This window comes from Labilithrix sp. (assembly GCA_019637155.1).
Lineage (GTDB): Bacteria > Myxococcota_A > Polyangia > Polyangiales > Polyangiaceae > Labilithrix.
On the sequence record JAHBWE010000031.1, the window covers coordinates 15,498 to 31,481 of the forward strand.

Sequence of the window (15,984 nt, forward strand, 5' to 3'; positions counted from 1 at the left end):
TTGAGCGAAGCCCCGGTCGAGCGTGCATGCCTGGTCGTGATCTATGGGCCGGAGCTCGGGAAGCGGGCCGCCCTCGGCCACGGCGCGTTCGAGATCGGCCGGTCGTCGAAGTCCGATCTGCCGATCGATCAGGAGAGCATCAGCCGCCACCACGCGCGCATCACGTTCGACGGGACGCGCCACCTGATCGAGGACCTCGGCTCCACGAACGGCACCTTCGTGAACGAGCAGGCGTCGAAGCGCACGGCGCTGAAGGACGGCGACACGGTCAAGGTCGGCCGCTCGATCCTCAAGTACATGGCCGGCGACAACATCGAGGCCAACTACCACGAGGAGATCTATCGCCTGATGACGATGGATGCCCTCACCCAGACGCACAACAAGCGGTACTTCAACGAGGCGCTCGAGCGCGAGTACCTCCGCAGCATGCGGTACCGGCGCGCGCTCTCGCTCATCCTCTTCGACATCGACGAGTTCAAGAACGTGAACGCGAGCTACGGGCACGTCGCGGGCGACAACGTCCTCCGCCAGCTCGCCCTCGTCGTGAAGCCGCGCCTCCGCCAGCAGGACGTGCTCGCGCGCGTCGGCGGCGAGGAGTTCGCGGTGCTCCTGCCCGAGGTCGAGCCTGCCGGCGCGATGGTGGCGGCGGAGAAGGTCCGCCGCCTCGTCGAGAGCGCGCGGTTCGTCGTCGACGACAAGCAGTTCGGCTGCACCGTGAGCCTCGGCACCTCGTCGTTCAACGAGCGCATGACGTCGGCGCAGACGCTCTACGAAGAAGCGGACAAACGCCTCGAGGACGCGAAGAAGGCCGGCCGGAACCGCGTCGTCGGCGCCTAGGTCCCGCCGTCCGGGGGCTCGACGACGGTGCAGTCGCCGCAGTCGCGGACCTCTGCGCCCGCCGTGATCCACATCCGGATCCGCTGCCGCTCCTGGAACGTGAGCGGCTGAACCGGCGGGTACGGCATCTCGCGCCCGAGGACGTAGTCGCCGAGGCGGCCGCGCTCCGCGTCCGACGCGCGGTCGTTCCACGGCGACGCGAGCGCCTGGTACGGCTGCGCGGGGGTGGGGACCGCCGCCCCGGGCCGCTTGCAGACGTACGCCGGCTGCGGCCCCGCATCGACGACCGGAAGCGGCGCCATCTCGATCTTGTACATGAGCCAGCTCGCGCCGGGGTTGCCGGGCGCGATGAGCGCCATGTCGACGCCGAAGACGGGCCCGTCCGACGCCGGCGTGAACGCCCTCGCGCCGGTGTTCGCGCCCTGCGCGACTCGGCCGATCGCGCTGAGGCGAAGACCGTCGTGGCTGTTCAGGACCAGGCTGGAGGCGGCGCGCGGAGGGTTCGTGCCGGCCGGCGCGCCGTGGCACGTCGCGCCGCTGCAGCGCGCCTGGAAGATCGGGAGGACGTCGGCGCAGAAGTCGACGGGCGGATCGAGCGTCGTCGCGCCGCGCACGGCGCCGGCGCGGAACGAAAACTGCCGGTTCTGGCTCGGCTCGAGCGGTGAGCGATCGATCGCGCGGAACCCGCCGAGGTCCGAGCGCTCGTCGCGCGGGAGCCCGAGCACGAGCTTGTACTCCAGGCCCGGCGTGAGCCACGGCACGCCGGGTCCGAGCGGCCCGACGATCGTGACGGTGCGCGCGATCGGGTCGTAGACCGTCTTCAGGTCCAGCGCCTCGAGGAGCTGGTTCTGGTTGTCGACGATCGCGTACGACTGCCGCGTGATCGTCGACGGCAGGAGGTAGCGGTCGAACGACAGCTGGATCACGCCGTCGGCCGGCACCTCGGCGGTGGTCGGATCGATGCTCGTGCCGAGCACGCGGACGAGCGGCCCGTACGTGTTCTGCTCGTGCTGCGTGTCCTTGATGTCGCACGCCGCCGCCAGCACCGCGGCGGTGAACGCGGCGAGAGCGATCAGCTCTCGGCGTACATGACGAGCTGCTCCTTCATCACCTGATCGTTCACGCCCGTGCGGATGTGCTCCTTCAGCACGTCCGCCAGGGTGATGAGGAGGTCGTCGACCCCCTTGTCCTCGATCAGCTTCTGAAGGAGCGCCTTCGACTCGCGGCTGTCGTCCCCGCGCAGGTACTGGCGGACCTGGTCGAGCGAGATCTCCCCCTGGAAGTCCACGTAAAGGTTGTCCAAGAGGTACCGAACCAGCTCTTTCACAGGGGGCCTCCTCGGGCGGTAAGCAACGTGTCGTCGAGGGGCTCGTATAGTCGTCGCCCCGCTCGAACCGCAAGCCAAAACGCCTACTTTGCGTCATTGGCACCTCTGAAGCACAGCCGCACCGGGTTCGTGGCAGACCAGGCAGGGCCGCGGATTGCGCCGCATCTGCGCGGCGCAAGAGCCCGCAAAGCCGGCGCTATGCGGGTTGAAACCGCCTCCGATCCCCGCGCCGCCGTGGCAAATGACGCAGTCCCGCTCGACGTGGCAGCTGACGCAGGCGTTGAGGTTCCGCATCGCCTCGAAGGCGTGGTGGCCGGGGCGGCGCGGGGCGTCGCTCCACTCGTTCTTCGGGGGGTGGAACCGCCCCGGCTCGCGGACGCCGGCCGGCCCGCTCATCGAGACGCCGAGGCGCTGGTGGCAGCTGAGGCAGAAGCTCTGCTCGCGGTGGCAGCTCGTGCACCGCTGCGTCGCGAGCCGCGCCTCGATCGGGTGCATCGAGATGTAGTCGGCGGGGTGGATGTTCCGCGGCCGGACCCGCCCGTCGTGGCAGGCGACGCAGAAGTCCTCCTTGTGGCAGTTCGCGCAGAACTGCGAGTCGTTCGCGGCGACCATCTTGTGGCGCTCGATGAAGTCGGGCGCGTGCTGGGCGTTGTGCATCCAGCGCGGCGGGTTCATCGTGCCGCTCGCGAACACGGTCTTCAGTCGCCCGCCCTCGGCCGCGCCGCCCTTCAGGTGGCACGTCTCGCAGCTGCTCTTCGCGTCGCCGCGCGCGGCGGCGTCCGGGTGCTGGTGGCAGCCGAAGCAGCCGCGCATGCGCGGGAGGGAGTCGCGCGTCGCGAGCTCGAGCTCCTGCACGTCGCCGTGGCACTGCTGGCACTTGATGTTCCGCGCCGCGTGCTTCTGGTGGTTGAACACCATGTTGGGCGGCGGGATCGACACGCGCGCGACCTTGTTCCCGTCGCCCGGCTGGTAGCCGAGGTGACAGAACTCGCATTTCCCGGCGGCGTCGTCGCCCGCGAGCACCTCGTCGAGGTTCCCGTGGCTCGTGCCGTGGCAGCCGTCGCAGGTCGTCGGCGGCGGCAAGAGCGCGTCGGACGCGAGCTGGCTCGTCAGCGCCTTCGTGTGGCAGGTCTCGCAGCGGAGCTTCTCTTTGCCGACGTGGAGCTTGTGGTTGAAGCGGATCGTGAGCTTCTGCGGCGGGAACACGGCGGTGGACGGCCCGCGGTCCTTGTCGAAGGAGCCGGGCGGCATCCACTGGAGCGGCACCGCGGTGTTGTCCGGCATCGGGTAGAGGCCGCCGAGCGCGCTCGGAGCCGGGGCCGCCGACGCGGGCGTCGTGACGGGGGCGGGGACGGGATCGTCCGCGAACGCGGTCCCGATCGCGCCGAGGAGCACGCCGACGAGGAGGAGGGCGGCGGGTTTCATCGGTCCTTCCCCGACAACGAGAGGGCGATCGAAAACCAGAGCATCGCGCGGAAGCGCTGGCCGGCGAGGCGGTTCATATCGTGCTGGAAGTCGGCGAGGACGAGCGAGCGCGGGAGGAACTTGTAGCCCGCCGCGACCGCGTAGCCGAGGTCGGTCGCGTCGCGATCGGGCCGCAGCTTGTCGTTCCATTGCCAGACGCCGAGGCGCCCCTGGAAGACGAAGCGGGTCTCGAGCGTGCGCTCGCCGTAGACGTCGAGGCCGACGCGATCGCCGCTCGTCGCGACGTCGGCCGCGCCGCGCGCGCCGAGCATTCCCTCGCCGATGCGGTAGCGCCCGGAGAGGTTCGCGCCGCCGACCGGCGAGACGGCGCTCGAAGGGTAGTAGTTGGCGAGCGCGAGCCCGCCCGGCGACGTGTTGTTGATCCCTTCTTCCGGGCCGGTCGCCACCGTGAAGAGCCGCGCGTGGAGGTTCCCCGCGACGCTGAGCCGGCTGCTCGGATCCCACGCCGCGCGGAACGCGACGTCGTTCATCGGCATCGCCATGAAGAAGTTGAAGATCGAGTCGCCGTCGAAGGTCGGCTGGTAGAAGTCGTAGTCGAGGCTGAGCGTGACCTTCTTGCTCGTGTACCAGTCGACGGAGGCGAAGACGTTCGCCATCCGCTGCACGTAGAGGTCGTACGCGAAGCCGGCCTTGAAGCCGCCGAGCTCGGGGAGCATGCCGTCCACCGCGTAGCCGACGCGCTCCTGCGAGATGCGCGCGCCGTCGTAGCCGATGGGTTGGCGGAGGCCGTTCGCGAACGGCGACGCGTTCGAGCCGCCGGTGTTGTACACGCGCCGGTAGGTCGCGCGGCCGTGGAGCCAGGTGAAGCCCGCCGTCTCGACCGCGGCGCCGAAGGCGGGGGCGAGGTTGTTCGGCTGGAACGAGGGGTAGACGTTCGGGTTGTTGTCGTAGTCGTTCGTGCGCCCGCGCCAGATGCCGTCGCGCTCGTAGCGGGGGGTGTTGAACGGAAAGCCGCCGCGCTGCTCGAGCCCGCCGTAGGCCTCGACCGCGAAGTAATACGGCGTCGTGACCTGCACCTGGCCGCCGTCGAACGACCACCACCCGAGGGCGTCGGTGACGTACTGCCGGCCGACGCGAAAGTTGAGGAAGCCGCGGAGAAAACGGCGGCCCTCGACGTAGCCGTACATCAGGTCGACCGGCCCGCGGTAAAACCCCGGGACGAAGCGATCGAGGCGGTTCAGCGACGTCTCCTCCGCGCTGCCGCCGTAGTCCGCGTCGTAGCGGAGGCGCGCGCGGAACGTGAGCGTCGGCGCCATCGGATCGAGCGGCTTGTCGAGGAGGTTGTAGGCCGACGCGCCGATCGTCGTCGTGAGCCGCCGCCGCCCGATGACGGTCTGCCCCGAAGGGCTCCGCATCTCGTAGAGCTGGGCCGCCGTATCGGCGGTGACCTCCGCGTCGATCGGCCGTCGTGGCTGGTCGTCCGCGCCCGCCCTCCCGCTCGCCGTAAACGCGGCGAAGCCGAGACTGGCACACAGGAAACGAGCGGACACCACGGCGCCCGCGCAGCATCAATAAAGGCTGTGCTCATGTCAATCAACGTCGGGGGCTTTGCCCCCGACACCCCCACCCCGCGACCACGGCCCTCGCGCGGAGCGCGAGGGTTGCTTCGCACCCGCTGGGGCGGCCGCGGTCGCGGGGGCCCCCGACGCGCTCAGACGCGCTCATTTGGGCAACGGGAGCGAGAGCTGTTGACGGCGATTGCAGGGGGGTGGCACGCTCCATGGCGCCGGGTTCGCCCCGCAAAATGACCGAGAGCGCACAAAGATACCGCGTCGTCGAAAAGCTCGAGTCGGGGGGCATGGCGGAGGTGTTCCGCGCGGAGAGCGAAGGCCTCCAGGGCTTCCGCAAGCAGGTCGCGATCAAGCGCGTCCTCCCGCACCTCAGCGAGAAGAAGCGCTTCATCGCGATGTTCCTCGACGAGGCGCGCATCTCCGCGCAGCTCACGCACTCGAACTGCGTGCAGGTCTTCGACATCGGCGTCGGTGACAACGCGTACTTCATCGTCATGGAGTTCGTCGACGGGGCGAACCTCAAGTCGATCGCCGAGTCGCTGAAGAAGCAGGGCAAGGACTTCCCCGTCGCCGCGGCCGCCTTCGTCTGCCACGAGATCTGCAAAGGCCTGAGCTACGCGCACGAGCTCACCGACCACACCGGCATGCCGCTCAACATCGTCCACCGCGACATGTCCCCGCCGAACGTGCTCGTCACGAAGTACGGCGAGGTGAAGATCGTGGACTTCGGTCTCGCGAAGGCGAGCTCGCAGCTCGAGAAGAGCGAGCCCGGCATCATCAAGGGCAAGTTCTCCTATCTGTCGCCGGAGGCGGCGATGGGGCAGGAGGTCGGGCCCGCGACCGACATCTTCGCGGTCGGCATCATCCTCTGGGAGCTCCTCGCGGGGCAGCGCCTCTTCCTCGGCGAGACCGACTTCCAGACGGTGAAGAAGGTCCAGCAGACCCAGGTCCCGCCGATCTCGCAGGTGAACCGCCGCGTCCCGCCCGAGCTCGAACGGATCGTGAACAAGGCCCTCGCCCGCGACGTGACGGCCCGCTACGCGACCGCGCGCGAGCTGGGGCAGGACCTCAACCGGTTCCTCTTCGCTTACGGCCAGGCGATCGGCACGTTCGACATCGCGAACATCGTGCAGTCGACGATGCGCGACAAGCAGCGCGTGCGGCAGCCGCAGGGCTCGATCATCGACAAGCTGATCGAGGAGGCGCTCTTCGAGTTCACCTCCCTCAAGGAGGACGGCGCCTCGCAGGCCGGCATGAAGGTGAGCGCCGCCGCCGCGCCGCTGAACCCGGGCTCCTTCGTCGACCCAACGAACTGGGCGGAGGAGATCGCGGTCGGCCGCTCGCAGCCGATCGGCGGGAGCGGCGCCTACGACGCGTTCCGCGCCTCGCTCCCGGGCGACATCTTCGAGCAGGGAAACCTCTCGGCGCTCGAGGAGCAGGAGACGCCCGCCTCTTCACGCCCGGTCCCGCCGCGCCCGACGCCGATCGGCGGACCGACCATCGACCCGGCGTCGCTCCTCGCCCCGCGCGGCCCGTCGATCCCGCCGCCGCCGCCGCCGAACGCGGTACCGATGCGAACCGGCTTCGACCCCAACGCGAAGGAAGGCGGCGGCAATAGCGCCACGATCGGCGTCGTCGTGCTCCTCGTCGTCGCCGCCGCCGCCGGCGCGGCGTGGTTCTCCGGCCTCATCCCCCACCCGTGAAGGCCTGTCCATCCAGGCGGAATCAGGGCGCTTTTGCGCCTAGTTGGCATGCGTGCGCGGGCTGTTGTAGCTCTGGGCCCGTGGCGCTCTTCTGCCGACGCTCCGCGGTCGTGACGTTCGCCGTCTTCGTCGCGTCGTGCTCGCTCTTCACCTCGAACACGGTCGAGGGCGGGCGCGGTCCATGCCCCGCCGGCATGGTGCACATCGATCTCGACGGCGCGCCGCGCGGCTACTGCATCGACAAGTACGAGGCGTCGGTCGTCGAGATCCGCGGCAAGGAGGAGGTCGCGCACGCGCCGTACGAGCCGGTGACGAACCTCAAGGTGAAGGCGGTCTCGCGCGCGGGGGCGGTGCCGCAGGGGTACATCTCGAAGAACGAGGCGGAGGCGGCCTGCGTCGCGGCGAAGAAGCGCCTCTGCACCGCGGTCGAGTGGCAGACGGCGTGCCGGGGGCGGAAGCCGACGAAGTTCCCGTACGGCGACGAGCGCAAGGACGGCTACTGCAACGACTCGGGCCGCGCGCCCCTCGCCGCGCTCCACCCCGAGCTCCCGGGCGACGAGGTCTACTCCTCGCACGCGGCGCTGAACGATCCGCGCATCAACCGCGCGCCGAACACCGTCGCGCCGGCCGGCAAGTTCGACAAGTGCAAGAACGCCTACGGCGTGTTCGACATGGTCGGCAACCTCCACGAGTGGACCGCGGAGGTGAACGGATCACGCGGCGTGTTCCGCGGCGGCTACTACCAGGACACGCACCTCAACGGCGACGGCTGCGGCTACAAGACCGACGCCCACGGTCTCTCGTACCACGACTACTCGACCGGCTTCCGCTGCTGCGCGAACCCTCGTTGACGTTCGAGAGGGCGCTGCCCTCTCGAGCTCTCCCGCCGGGGGCCTCTCCGTGCGCGGGGCGCGCTCCGCCGCCCCCGTACCCCGCAGAGGGGGTTCGGGGAGTTATTGGCAGTCGATGCGCGTCACTTGCAGTCGATGGGGCGGCCGGGGCGGGTCGAGATGGTGCAGGACGTCTTGCACGTGCGGGTCTTCGTGTAGCGGTTGCCCTGGCAGACAAGCTCCGTCTTTCCGTCGGTCGAGCATACGACCATGCCGGCGACGCCGCAGGGGTCGCCGACCTCGGAGATCGACTCGTCGCACGACGGTCCCTCCGGCTTCGTGATGCAGCCGTGCTCCCCGCGGCACTGGCGGTGGAGCACGAACTTGCCGCTCCGGCACGCCAGCATCTGCTTCTTGTCCTCGGTGCAGGCGAGCGCGCCGTCCTTGTTGCAGGCGTCGTCCTTCACCGCGACCGACGCATCGCACGCCGGCGTGCGCCCCAACATCGAGCAGCCGTCCGGCCCGCGGCAGTCGGCGAGCTTCTCGAAGCGGCCGCCCTTGCAGGCGAGGGCCTGCTTCTTGTCGGCCGTGCACGCGTGCTCGTCGTCCTCGCCCATGCAGGTCGCGCCGGCGCTCGCGATCGACGTGTCGCAGTTGATGTGGTCCTCGTACTTCGCGCACTTGAGCGGGCCGGCGCACGCGACCGACACGAACGTGCCGTTGCGGCAGACGAGGCCGCTCGCCTTGTCGGCGGCGCAGGCCTGCTCGTTCCCTTTGCAGGGAGCGCCTTCCTTCGTCTTGTTGCACGCCGCGGCGACGAGCAAGAGGACGAGCGCGAAGATCCTCACGCGCCGCCGGGATCGGGGTGGTTGTAGAAGGCCGTCATCACGCGCGTCATCAGGGCCGGGTCCTTCGCGCCGCAGAGCTCGCGGATCGAGTGCATGCTCAGCATCGCGTTGCCGACGTCGACGGTGCGGATGCCGAGGAGCGTCGACGCGATCGGCCCGATCGTGCTGCCGCACGGGAGATCGGTGCGATGCGAGTAGTGCTGGAACGGGACCTCGACCTGCTTGCAGAGCTCACGGAACATCGCCGCGGTCGCGCCGGAGGTCGCGTAGCGCTGCTGGGCGTTGATCTTGACGACGGGGCCGCCGTTGAGCGCCGGCTTGTGCCGCTCGTCGTGCTTCGCGGCGTAGTTCGGGTGGACCGCGTGCGCCATGTCGGCGGAGAGGCAGAAGGAGCCGGCGAGCGCGCGGTGGTAGTCCTCGCGCGAGCCGCCGCGGGCGGTGACGACGCGCTCGAGCGCGCGCGGCAAGAAGCCGGAGTGCGCGCCGTACGCGGTCTCGCTCCCGATCTCCTCGTGGTCGAAGAGGACGACGACGGGGACGAGGTCTCCGCTCTGCGCCTTCGCCGCGGCCTCCGCGAGGGCGACGACGCCGGCGTGCGACATCCCGAGGTTGTCGAGGCGGGCCGAGAAGAGCAGCTCGTCGTCGCGGCCGCCGAGGGTCGGCGGGACGACGTCGTAGAGCATGAGCTCGTGCCCGGCGATCGCGTCCTTCGCGACCGAGAGCTCCTCCGCGAGCATCGAGGCGAGGTCGGGGGCCCCGTCGCGCGCGAGGCCGAAGATCGGCGCGAGGTGCTCCTGGCGGTTCAGCTTCAGGCCGTCGTTGACGTCGCGGTCGAGGTGGATCGCGAGCTGCGTGACGCGGCACAGCGGCTTCGTGAAGCGGACGAGGCGCGACGCGAGGGCGCCGGTCTTGGCGTCGCGCACGAAGACGCGGCCGGCGAGGGAGCAGTCGCGGTCGAGCCACGAGTTGAGGAGCACGCCGCCGTAGACCTCGACGCCGAGCTGCGCGTAGCCCTCCTTTTTGTACTCCGCGTTCGGCTTCAGCCGCAGGTTCGGGGAGTCGGTGTGCGCGCCGACGATGCGGAAGCCGGCAATCTTCTTTCCTTCGGGGAGGACGAAGGCGAAGAGGCTCGAGCCGCCGTGGCTCATCATGTAGCGGCCGGGCGCGAGGTCCTCCCACGCGTCCGCCTCCGTGATGGGCTTCCAGCCGGCCTTGGCGAGGCGCTGCATCGCGCCCGCGACGGCATGGAACGGGGTGGGGGAGTCGCCGAGGAACGCGAGGAGATCGGGGAGCAGATCGGTCACGCGGCGAGTCTATCGAACGGCCGCGCGGCGCTCCTCACTTCTTCTTCTTGGGCTTGCCCTTCGCCGGCTTGGGCGCGGGCTTCTTCGGCGCCGGCTTCTTGGCCGCCGGCTTGGGCGCGGGCTTCTTGGCGGCGGGCTTCTTGGCCACCGGCTTCGGCGCGGGCTTCTTGGCGACGGGCTTGGCCGGCTTCGCGGGGGCCTTCGCCTTCGCAGGGGCCTTCGCCTTCGCGGGCGGCGCTTTCGGCGGCGGCGGCGCGGCCTTCTTCGCCGCGAGCGCCTTCTTCGCCGCGAGCCGCTCCTTGAGGCTGCCCTTCTTCGGCGGCGTCTCCTCCTCGTCCTCCTCGTCGTCTTCCGGGGGCGGGAGCGGCCTCCGCGGCGGGGGCGGGTTCCGAGGATCGGGGAGGAACTTACTGAAGAAGTTCCGCATCGGCGTGAAGTAGGAGTCGTTCCAGACCGAGCGGCACTTCTCGCCCTGACCCTCCGGGATCTCCGTCTGGATCAGCGTGATCCGCGTGCTGCCGCCGATCGCTTCGAGGTGGACCTCGACCTTCGAGTCGTGGGCGTCTCTCGGGAAGTCCGATGTTCGCCACGCCATGACGATGCGGCGCCCGAGGTCGAGGATCACCAGCTTGCCGCTGATGTACCCGTTCGCGGCCGTGAATTTCGCGCCGACGGTCGGATCGATCTTCGCCGTCGCCCCCGTCATCGCGCTGTGTTGCTCCGAGGAGAGCCACGCGTAATAGAGGGTGGTCGGTGCCGCCGGGATCGCCGTCGTGACGCGGATGGCCTCCTTCTTCATGCAGAGGAGCGTAACTCGCCGCGCCGAGGGGGACCTACTTTTGAGATGTAATGAGTGGATCGGGAGGGAATTGAACCCCCAGTGCCTTTAGGGACCCCATTTACAGCGGGGTGCGGCCATCCGATATCCGCGTCCGATCCGTGGGAAAAACTGGCGTCGTGGCGGAAGTCAGGTGAGTCGAACACCAATCCTCGCGGACTTCCCGGGTAGCAACCGGGCCTGCGAACCTCTCGCAGTATGACTTCCATAAGTGATGCGGTACGGGGCGAGAGGATCGAACTCTCCTGCGCCTGCGTGTGAGACAGGTGTCATCACCAGATGACGGGCCCCGCGTGGCGTAGCTCCGGGAGAGGGACTTGCACCCCCATCTCAGCGGTTCAAAGCCGCGTATCCTGGCTATTGGACGATCCCGGAAGACGGTCGCTACGGACAGAGTCGAACTGTCTCGACCGCGCTTATGAGGCGCGCCGTCCTCCGAGGATCGCAGCGTCGGGCCGCGTCCTCGTTCTCGCCCGAAGGCGGTCACGAGGGCGGCTGGAGCGGTGACCGGGAATCGCACCCGGATCTCGAGCGTGGCGGGCTCGGGTTCTGCTCTTGAACTACCACCGCAAAATCGTGGGCGCGTCCGTCACACGCGCCGGAGCCATCCGAGGGAATTGCACCCTCCTCATTCCTCGCTACCAGTGAGGTGCCCCGCTGTCTGGGCGTGGACGGCAAAGTCGAGCGATCGACAACGAGTGGTGCGCGCCGGGTCTCGCCCGGCGGCGCATTTGTCGTGCTCGGTGTCGGTCAGATCGTCACGGCCTGGATCGCGTCGAGGAATCCTTCCCCGCGACCGCCTTCCGTGACGAAGGAGGCGACGACGTCGAAGACGGCATCGGAGAAGCCGCCGACGTTGAGGACCTCTTCGCGCGTCTCGACCTGGGTGGTCGCGTACGGCTGGAGGTCGATGAGGACGAGCTTCGCGTTCGGGTTCCGCTCACGAAGCCGGTTCCACTCGTGATCCATCGTCGTGTCGTGCTTGAAGTCGGCCCACGACTGGTTGTCGGAGACGAAGACGACGAGGTCGGGCGCCTCGTTGCGCTCGTTGAGCCACCGGAGCGGAGCGGCGCAGGCCGTCCCACCGCTCGGGAGCGACGAGAGCAAGTCGGTATTCGCGACGACCGAGTCGAGCGCGTTGATCGGACGCTCGAGCGCGACGACGTGATCGGAGAAGGGAAGGACGGTGGCCTCCTCGTTCTTCCGCAGGAACGCGGCCGTGACGAGGGCGGCGACGTCGACGCAGCGCACCTTGGTCGTCGCGGTGCCGCGGCGGCCGGTGAGGGGCGAGTGCATCGATCCGGAGACGTCGGGGCAGAGCGCGACCGATCCGGGGAAGGACGGGACGTTCGCGACGGCGTGCTCGACCGCGCGGCCGAGGGCGCGCTTGATCTCCTTCGGCAGGCTCTCCGTGACGGACCGGTGGGCGGCGAGGAGCTGATACGGCATCGTCCGCGCGCGGCGAATCGCCTCCGGGTCGGAGAGCCGCTCGGCGACGAGCGCGATCATCGCCTCGTCGGCGAAGACGCCATGACGGAAGAGGGTATTCAGGTTCTGCCGGAGCTGGCCGAACGTCATCTTCTTCGCGAGGTCGATCCAGTGCTCGGCGCGCAGCGGGAGAGCGGTCAGCATCTCGAACGGCACGTCGGGCAGCGGGCCTCCCGCCGCCTTGAATGCCTCGTAGGCAATCGCGAGCGCGGGGAGCTTGGAGTGGTCCACGTTCTTTCCGATGAGGTAGCCGTAGAGGGCCTCCCGAACGGCATCGGCTTCGCCCTTGTCGTTCCGCGGGGGAGGGCGAACCATCTTGATGACGTCGGACATGGACGGGCTCTGACCGATGGACTGGCGGAAGAGCGTCTCGGGGGAGCGCGCCGCGAACCATGCCCGGAGGGCACGCTTCGGCGCCGAGCCGAACGACTTGCGGCCCGTGACACCCGAGCGAACGATCGACACGAACGCTCGCAGCATTCGCGCGTCGTCGATGACGCGTGGGAAGACCTTCAGCATCAGCCCCACGTCGCGCGTCGCGAGCAACGCGACGAGGAACGCCGGGACGTCCTTCATCCTGCCGTTCTGGCGGCAGTAGATCGCCGTCTTGGCGACGAGCTCCGGCGCGACCGCACCGGCGAGCTCCTGCACCTTGGCGAGCTGGTCGTCGGCGTCGGCGTAGAAGGTGCCGTGGAAGGTCCCCGTGACCGCGTACTGCGCGAGCGCATGCTCGGGTGAGAACGCGAAGGCCTTGCCGCCGGCTTCGTTGCGGACGACGGTGCTGGTACCGGTGTGGAATAGATGCTTGTTCGCCATGGCTCTCGTGCGTTCTCCTTTCCGAGCGGGTTTCGTTGGTTGTCCGCGACCGCGCGGCTCGACGTGCGGTCGCGAATTGGCGTTTCCTACGGGATTCGAACCCGTGTTCCTGGATTGAGAGCCCAGTGTCCTTGGCCGTCTAGACGAAGGAAACGTGAATTGTGGTCATCCGAGTGAATCGAGCGCGATGTTCTTGATCCGGGAATCGAACCCAGACTTTCAGTTTACGAGACTGACGCCCTACCTTTAGGCGAATCAAAAGTGCGTGTAGGCTCGAACCGCGTGGATGACCTGGGTGCAGCGGTCGGATTCGCACCGACGATCTCGAGCTTATGAGGCTCGCAGGATACTACTTCCCCACGCTGCATAACTTGCTGCTTCGTACCTTCGCCGGGAGTCGAACCCGGTCCGCGAGCTTCGGAGGCTCGGCCCTGTTCCGTCAGGACGAAGGTATGGTCTCCTCGCCAGGAATCGAACCTGGACAACCGGCTTCGTAGACCGATGCGTAGAGCCACTACGACGAGGAGAGGAGAGAGGTGGCGGTCTCTTCGCCAGGAATCGAACCTGGGGGATCGGCTTCGCTCGCCGATGCGTAGCTCCACTACGACGAAGAGAGGGGTGCAGCGCGGCGAGTGAGGAAGGCGCGGGACTTACCTTTAGCCGAGGAAGTTGCGTGTAGGCCTTGCTCGAGAGCCGTGCGGCGAGATCGGAGAGGAAGAAGGAGGTGTCGAACCCCACACGCCCTCATCGAGCGTGCGCATTGCTTTCAAGGCAGGCCCGGCTCCGCGCCGGTTCTTCTTCCATATGCCTCGAGGGTGAAAATTCTGAGACGCGGCGAGTGAATCGGGCTGGGAGAATTGGCAACGTCTTATGAGGACGAAGGCGCGCCACCGCGCATACCTCCCGTATTGCCGCTCGCGCGGCGCGGCCCGGAGGCCGTGGTGGAAGGTCGTGGAGTCGAACCACTGTCTTTCTGGAAGGAAAGATTCTTGTTTGCGTGTATGCCCGATTCGATTGTCGCGTCTCGGAGGAAGAAAGAGGTGTCGAACCCCACACCCCTCGCTCGAGAGGTGCGCATTGTTTTCGAAACAAGCTCGGCGCCTTGCCGATTTTTCTTCCGTGTGGTCCCGCGGGTGCGGTCGTCGTCGGTGAGGGAGTCGAACCCTCTACGCGCAGCGTTTCAGACTGCCGCTCTACCACTTGAGCTTACCGACGTAGTTTCTTCGAAGTCGCCGCCCGAAGGCGGGCGCGGCGGAAGTTGGAGGACTCGAACCTCGATCGGCGTTCAGCCGACCGCACTGCTTTCCAAGCAGGCTCCGCGCCTCGCGGATCCACCTTCCATTCATCGTTCGGTCAGGACGGCAGGATTCGAACCTGCGCTCTTCAGTCCCCCAGACTGACGCTTTTGCCAGGCTAAGCTACGCCCTGAATAGTTGGTCCAGTTTATGTCGTCGTGGACCAGGACGCGGGAGCTCCGCAGCGTGTTCATCGCCGCTCACACCTCAGGCCGAGAGCGGAGCCGGCTCCTGGAAGCCGTCGCAGTACGGCTGCCAGGTCTCCGGCAGGGCCCCGTCCGAGAGGCGGATGGGCGGGACGACGGGGAGCGAGGTCGGCTTCTTCGGCTGCCGCAGCAGCTTCATGCCGGCCTGCTCGGGCGTGCGGCTTCCCTTCCGATCGTTGCACGGGTAGCAGGAGGTGACGATGTTCTCCCAGACGGTCTTTCCTCCCTGCACACGAGGGACGACGTGGTCGTAGTTCAGCTGCTTGAGAGTCTTCTTCTCGCCGCAGTACTGGCACCGGAACTTGTCCCGGGTGAACACGTTCACGCGGGAGAACCGGACAGACTGCTTCGTCGACACGGACCCCTTCTTCAGCCGGACGACGGCGGGGGTGAGCATCGTCGCGCTCGGGCCGCGGAGCTCCGCGTCCCAGGTCTCGATGACTTCGACCTTGCCGAGGTAGGTGAGGACGACGGCACGCTGCCAGGAGATGATTTTGTGGGGCGCCATCCAGGGGGTCAGCATCAGCGTTTGCATGGGGACTACCTTTTCTTTCTCGGTTTCACGGATGATCTCCTTGTCGGAGGGTTGAGAAAGAATCGGTTCTGCTGCTCAGGATGATCGCGCTAGTGTCACCGGAGGGAGTCGAACCCTCACACCCGTTGGGGCGCAGCACCTCAAGCTGCTGTGTATGCCAATTCCACCACGGTGACGTATCGCGTCCGTGAACCGCAAAAACGATCCTTGGACGATGGTACCGACGGAGGGAGTCGAACCCTCACAACACACCGTTTCTGAGACGGCGTCCTCTACCAATTGGGCCACGTCGGCATGTGGCACGTTCCGTCCGGGGACTCTCGCATGCGGCGCGCGGGCTATGCCCGAGCGTTGCGCATGGTCGTTTCCTCACGGAGCAGGCGTGCTCGTCTTGGAGCCTTTGACGGGATACCGGCGCGACGAAACGCCGGTGGCTCTCTTGAGTCCGTGTAGGAGGATTCGAACCTCCAATCCCTCCGACCCGAACGGAGTGCTCTAGCCAGGTTGAGCCATACACGGGTATGTTCGAAGAATTTCCATGTCACAGGTTCTCCTTCGCAGTGGGGTCCGAAGACCCGGTGGACGAGCCGGGAGTCGCGCCCGGTCGCTCTGTTTGCAAGACAGAGCCCTCACTCTGAGACAAGCCCGTTAGGCGCTACCCCACGCCGCCTGCCCATCGGGCCAGAGGCCCGCCGGGTCCGGCGTGGGACGCGTTGTACGGCGCGCGGGGATCGCACCCGCCTGGTCCTGTTAGTCATACAGGTACAGTCACTAGACTGCCAGCGCCGCTCGACGTTTCGTTCCGTGGATCACCTGCGAATCGAACGCAGTGCAAGCTCCTTATCAGAGAGCCCAGGGTAACCATCCCGTCGTGATCCGTGCAGAGAGCCGAGAGGGAGTTGAACCCTCACGCGCCGGGTTGCAGCCGGCGATCCTCGCCGGAGAATCGGCTCGTGTCGTG

The 15,984-nt window shown here is 67.8% G+C and carries 12 protein-coding genes and 15 tRNA genes; 3 read left to right on the top strand and 24 right to left on the bottom strand.

Annotated elements, in window-relative coordinates; translation table 11 throughout:
* Positions 1-837, top strand: a complete 837-nt coding sequence (locus tag KF837_42225) for a GGDEF domain-containing protein (GenBank protein MBX3234016.1) — start codon at positions 1-3, stop codon at positions 835-837.
* On the opposite strand, the gene KF837_42230 is transcribed toward KF837_42225, so the two are convergent.
* The 4 genes from KF837_42230 to KF837_42245 form a co-directional block, all read right to left on the bottom strand.
* Positions 834-1,883, bottom strand: coding sequence for a hypothetical protein (locus tag KF837_42230; protein MBX3234017.1), 1,050 nt, complete (start codon positions 1,881-1,883; stop codon positions 834-836). The two genes, KF837_42225 and KF837_42230, sit on opposite strands and share 4 nt — an antisense overlap.
* Positions 1,884-1,909: 26 nt before the next feature.
* The gene (locus tag KF837_42235; GenBank protein MBX3234018.1) at positions 1,910-2,164 is read right to left on the bottom strand and encodes a hypothetical protein; all 255 of its coding nucleotides are present in this window, start codon (positions 2,162-2,164) and stop codon (positions 1,910-1,912) included.
* Positions 2,165-2,257: 93 nt separating this feature from the next.
* The gene (locus KF837_42240; GenBank protein ID MBX3234019.1) at positions 2,258-3,589 is read right to left on the bottom strand and encodes a cytochrome c family protein; all 1,332 of its coding nucleotides are present in this window, start codon (positions 3,587-3,589) and stop codon (positions 2,258-2,260) included.
* Positions 3,586-5,139, bottom strand: a complete 1,554-nt coding sequence (locus KF837_42245; GenBank protein ID MBX3234020.1) for a hypothetical protein — start codon at positions 5,137-5,139, stop codon at positions 3,586-3,588. The genes KF837_42240 and KF837_42245 overlap by 4 nt, the downstream gene beginning before the upstream one ends.
* Positions 5,140-5,447: 308 nt before the next feature.
* Between KF837_42245 and KF837_42250 the strand changes: the two genes are divergently transcribed.
* Both KF837_42250 and KF837_42255 read left to right on the top strand, forming a co-directional pair.
* The gene (locus KF837_42250) at positions 5,448-6,863 is read left to right on the top strand and encodes a serine/threonine protein kinase (protein MBX3234021.1); all 1,416 of its coding nucleotides are present in this window, start codon (positions 5,448-5,450) and stop codon (positions 6,861-6,863) included.
* 110 nt (positions 6,864-6,973) lie between these two features.
* Positions 6,974-7,714 carry an SUMF1/EgtB/PvdO family nonheme iron enzyme gene (locus KF837_42255; GenBank protein MBX3234022.1) on the top strand — a complete coding sequence of 247 codons (741 nt, stop codon included), beginning with the start codon at positions 6,974-6,976 and terminating at the stop codon, positions 7,712-7,714.
* Positions 7,715-7,836: 122 nt separating this feature from the next.
* Here the strand turns inward: KF837_42255 and KF837_42260 are convergent, their stop codons facing one another.
* The 20 genes from KF837_42260 to KF837_42355 form a co-directional block, all read right to left on the bottom strand.
* The gene (locus KF837_42260) at positions 7,837-8,541 is read right to left on the bottom strand and encodes a hypothetical protein (protein MBX3234023.1); all 705 of its coding nucleotides are present in this window, start codon (positions 8,539-8,541) and stop codon (positions 7,837-7,839) included.
* Complete coding sequence (locus KF837_42265; protein ID MBX3234024.1) at positions 8,538-9,845, bottom strand: M18 family aminopeptidase; 1,308 nt, start codon at positions 9,843-9,845, stop codon at positions 8,538-8,540. The genes KF837_42260 and KF837_42265 overlap by 4 nt, the downstream gene beginning before the upstream one ends.
* Before the next feature lie 34 nt (positions 9,846-9,879).
* Entirely contained in the window at positions 9,880-10,644 is a 765-nt protein-coding gene (locus KF837_42270; protein MBX3234025.1) for an SRPBCC domain-containing protein, read from the bottom strand.
* Between the two features lie 55 nt (positions 10,645-10,699).
* Positions 10,700-10,784: transfer RNA gene (locus KF837_42275), tRNA-Tyr, on the bottom strand.
* Positions 10,785-10,903: 119 nt separating this feature from the next.
* Positions 10,904-10,976: transfer RNA gene (locus KF837_42280), tRNA-Val, on the bottom strand.
* 9 nt (positions 10,977-10,985) lie between these two features.
* Positions 10,986-11,058 (bottom strand) — tRNA-Gln (locus tag KF837_42285).
* 121 nt (positions 11,059-11,179) lie between these two features.
* Positions 11,180-11,253: transfer RNA gene (locus KF837_42290), tRNA-Gly, on the bottom strand.
* A gap of 180 nt (positions 11,254-11,433) precedes the next feature.
* Entirely contained in the window at positions 11,434-12,987 is a 1,554-nt protein-coding gene (locus KF837_42295) for a TROVE domain-containing protein (GenBank protein ID MBX3234026.1), read from the bottom strand.
* Positions 12,988-13,064: 77 nt separating this feature from the next.
* Positions 13,065-13,141, bottom strand: a tRNA-Glu gene (locus tag KF837_42300).
* A gap of 36 nt (positions 13,142-13,177) precedes the next feature.
* A tRNA-Thr gene (locus KF837_42305) sits at positions 13,178-13,248 on the bottom strand.
* A gap of 31 nt (positions 13,249-13,279) precedes the next feature.
* Positions 13,280-13,354 (bottom strand) — tRNA-Met (locus KF837_42310).
* Between the two features lie 86 nt (positions 13,355-13,440).
* Positions 13,441-13,514: transfer RNA gene (locus KF837_42315), tRNA-Arg, on the bottom strand.
* Positions 13,515-14,129: 615 nt separating this feature from the next.
* A tRNA-Phe gene (locus KF837_42320) sits at positions 14,130-14,202 on the bottom strand.
* A 37-nt stretch (positions 14,203-14,239) separates the two neighbouring features.
* Positions 14,240-14,327, bottom strand: a tRNA-Ser gene (locus KF837_42325).
* Between the two features lie 13 nt (positions 14,328-14,340).
* Positions 14,341-14,415, bottom strand: a tRNA-Pro gene (locus tag KF837_42330).
* Between the two features lie 74 nt (positions 14,416-14,489).
* Positions 14,490-15,023 carry an HNH endonuclease gene (locus KF837_42335; protein ID MBX3234027.1) on the bottom strand — a complete coding sequence of 178 codons (534 nt, stop codon included), beginning with the start codon at positions 15,021-15,023 and terminating at the stop codon, positions 14,490-14,492.
* A 93-nt stretch (positions 15,024-15,116) separates the two neighbouring features.
* Positions 15,117-15,199: transfer RNA gene (locus tag KF837_42340), tRNA-Leu, on the bottom strand.
* 39 nt (positions 15,200-15,238) lie between these two features.
* Positions 15,239-15,317, bottom strand: a tRNA-Leu gene (locus tag KF837_42345).
* Positions 15,318-15,467: 150 nt separating this feature from the next.
* A tRNA-Pro gene (locus KF837_42350) sits at positions 15,468-15,542 on the bottom strand.
* 365 nt (positions 15,543-15,907) lie between these two features.
* A tRNA-Cys gene (locus KF837_42355) sits at positions 15,908-15,976 on the bottom strand.
* Positions 15,977-15,984: the final 8 nt, after the last annotated feature.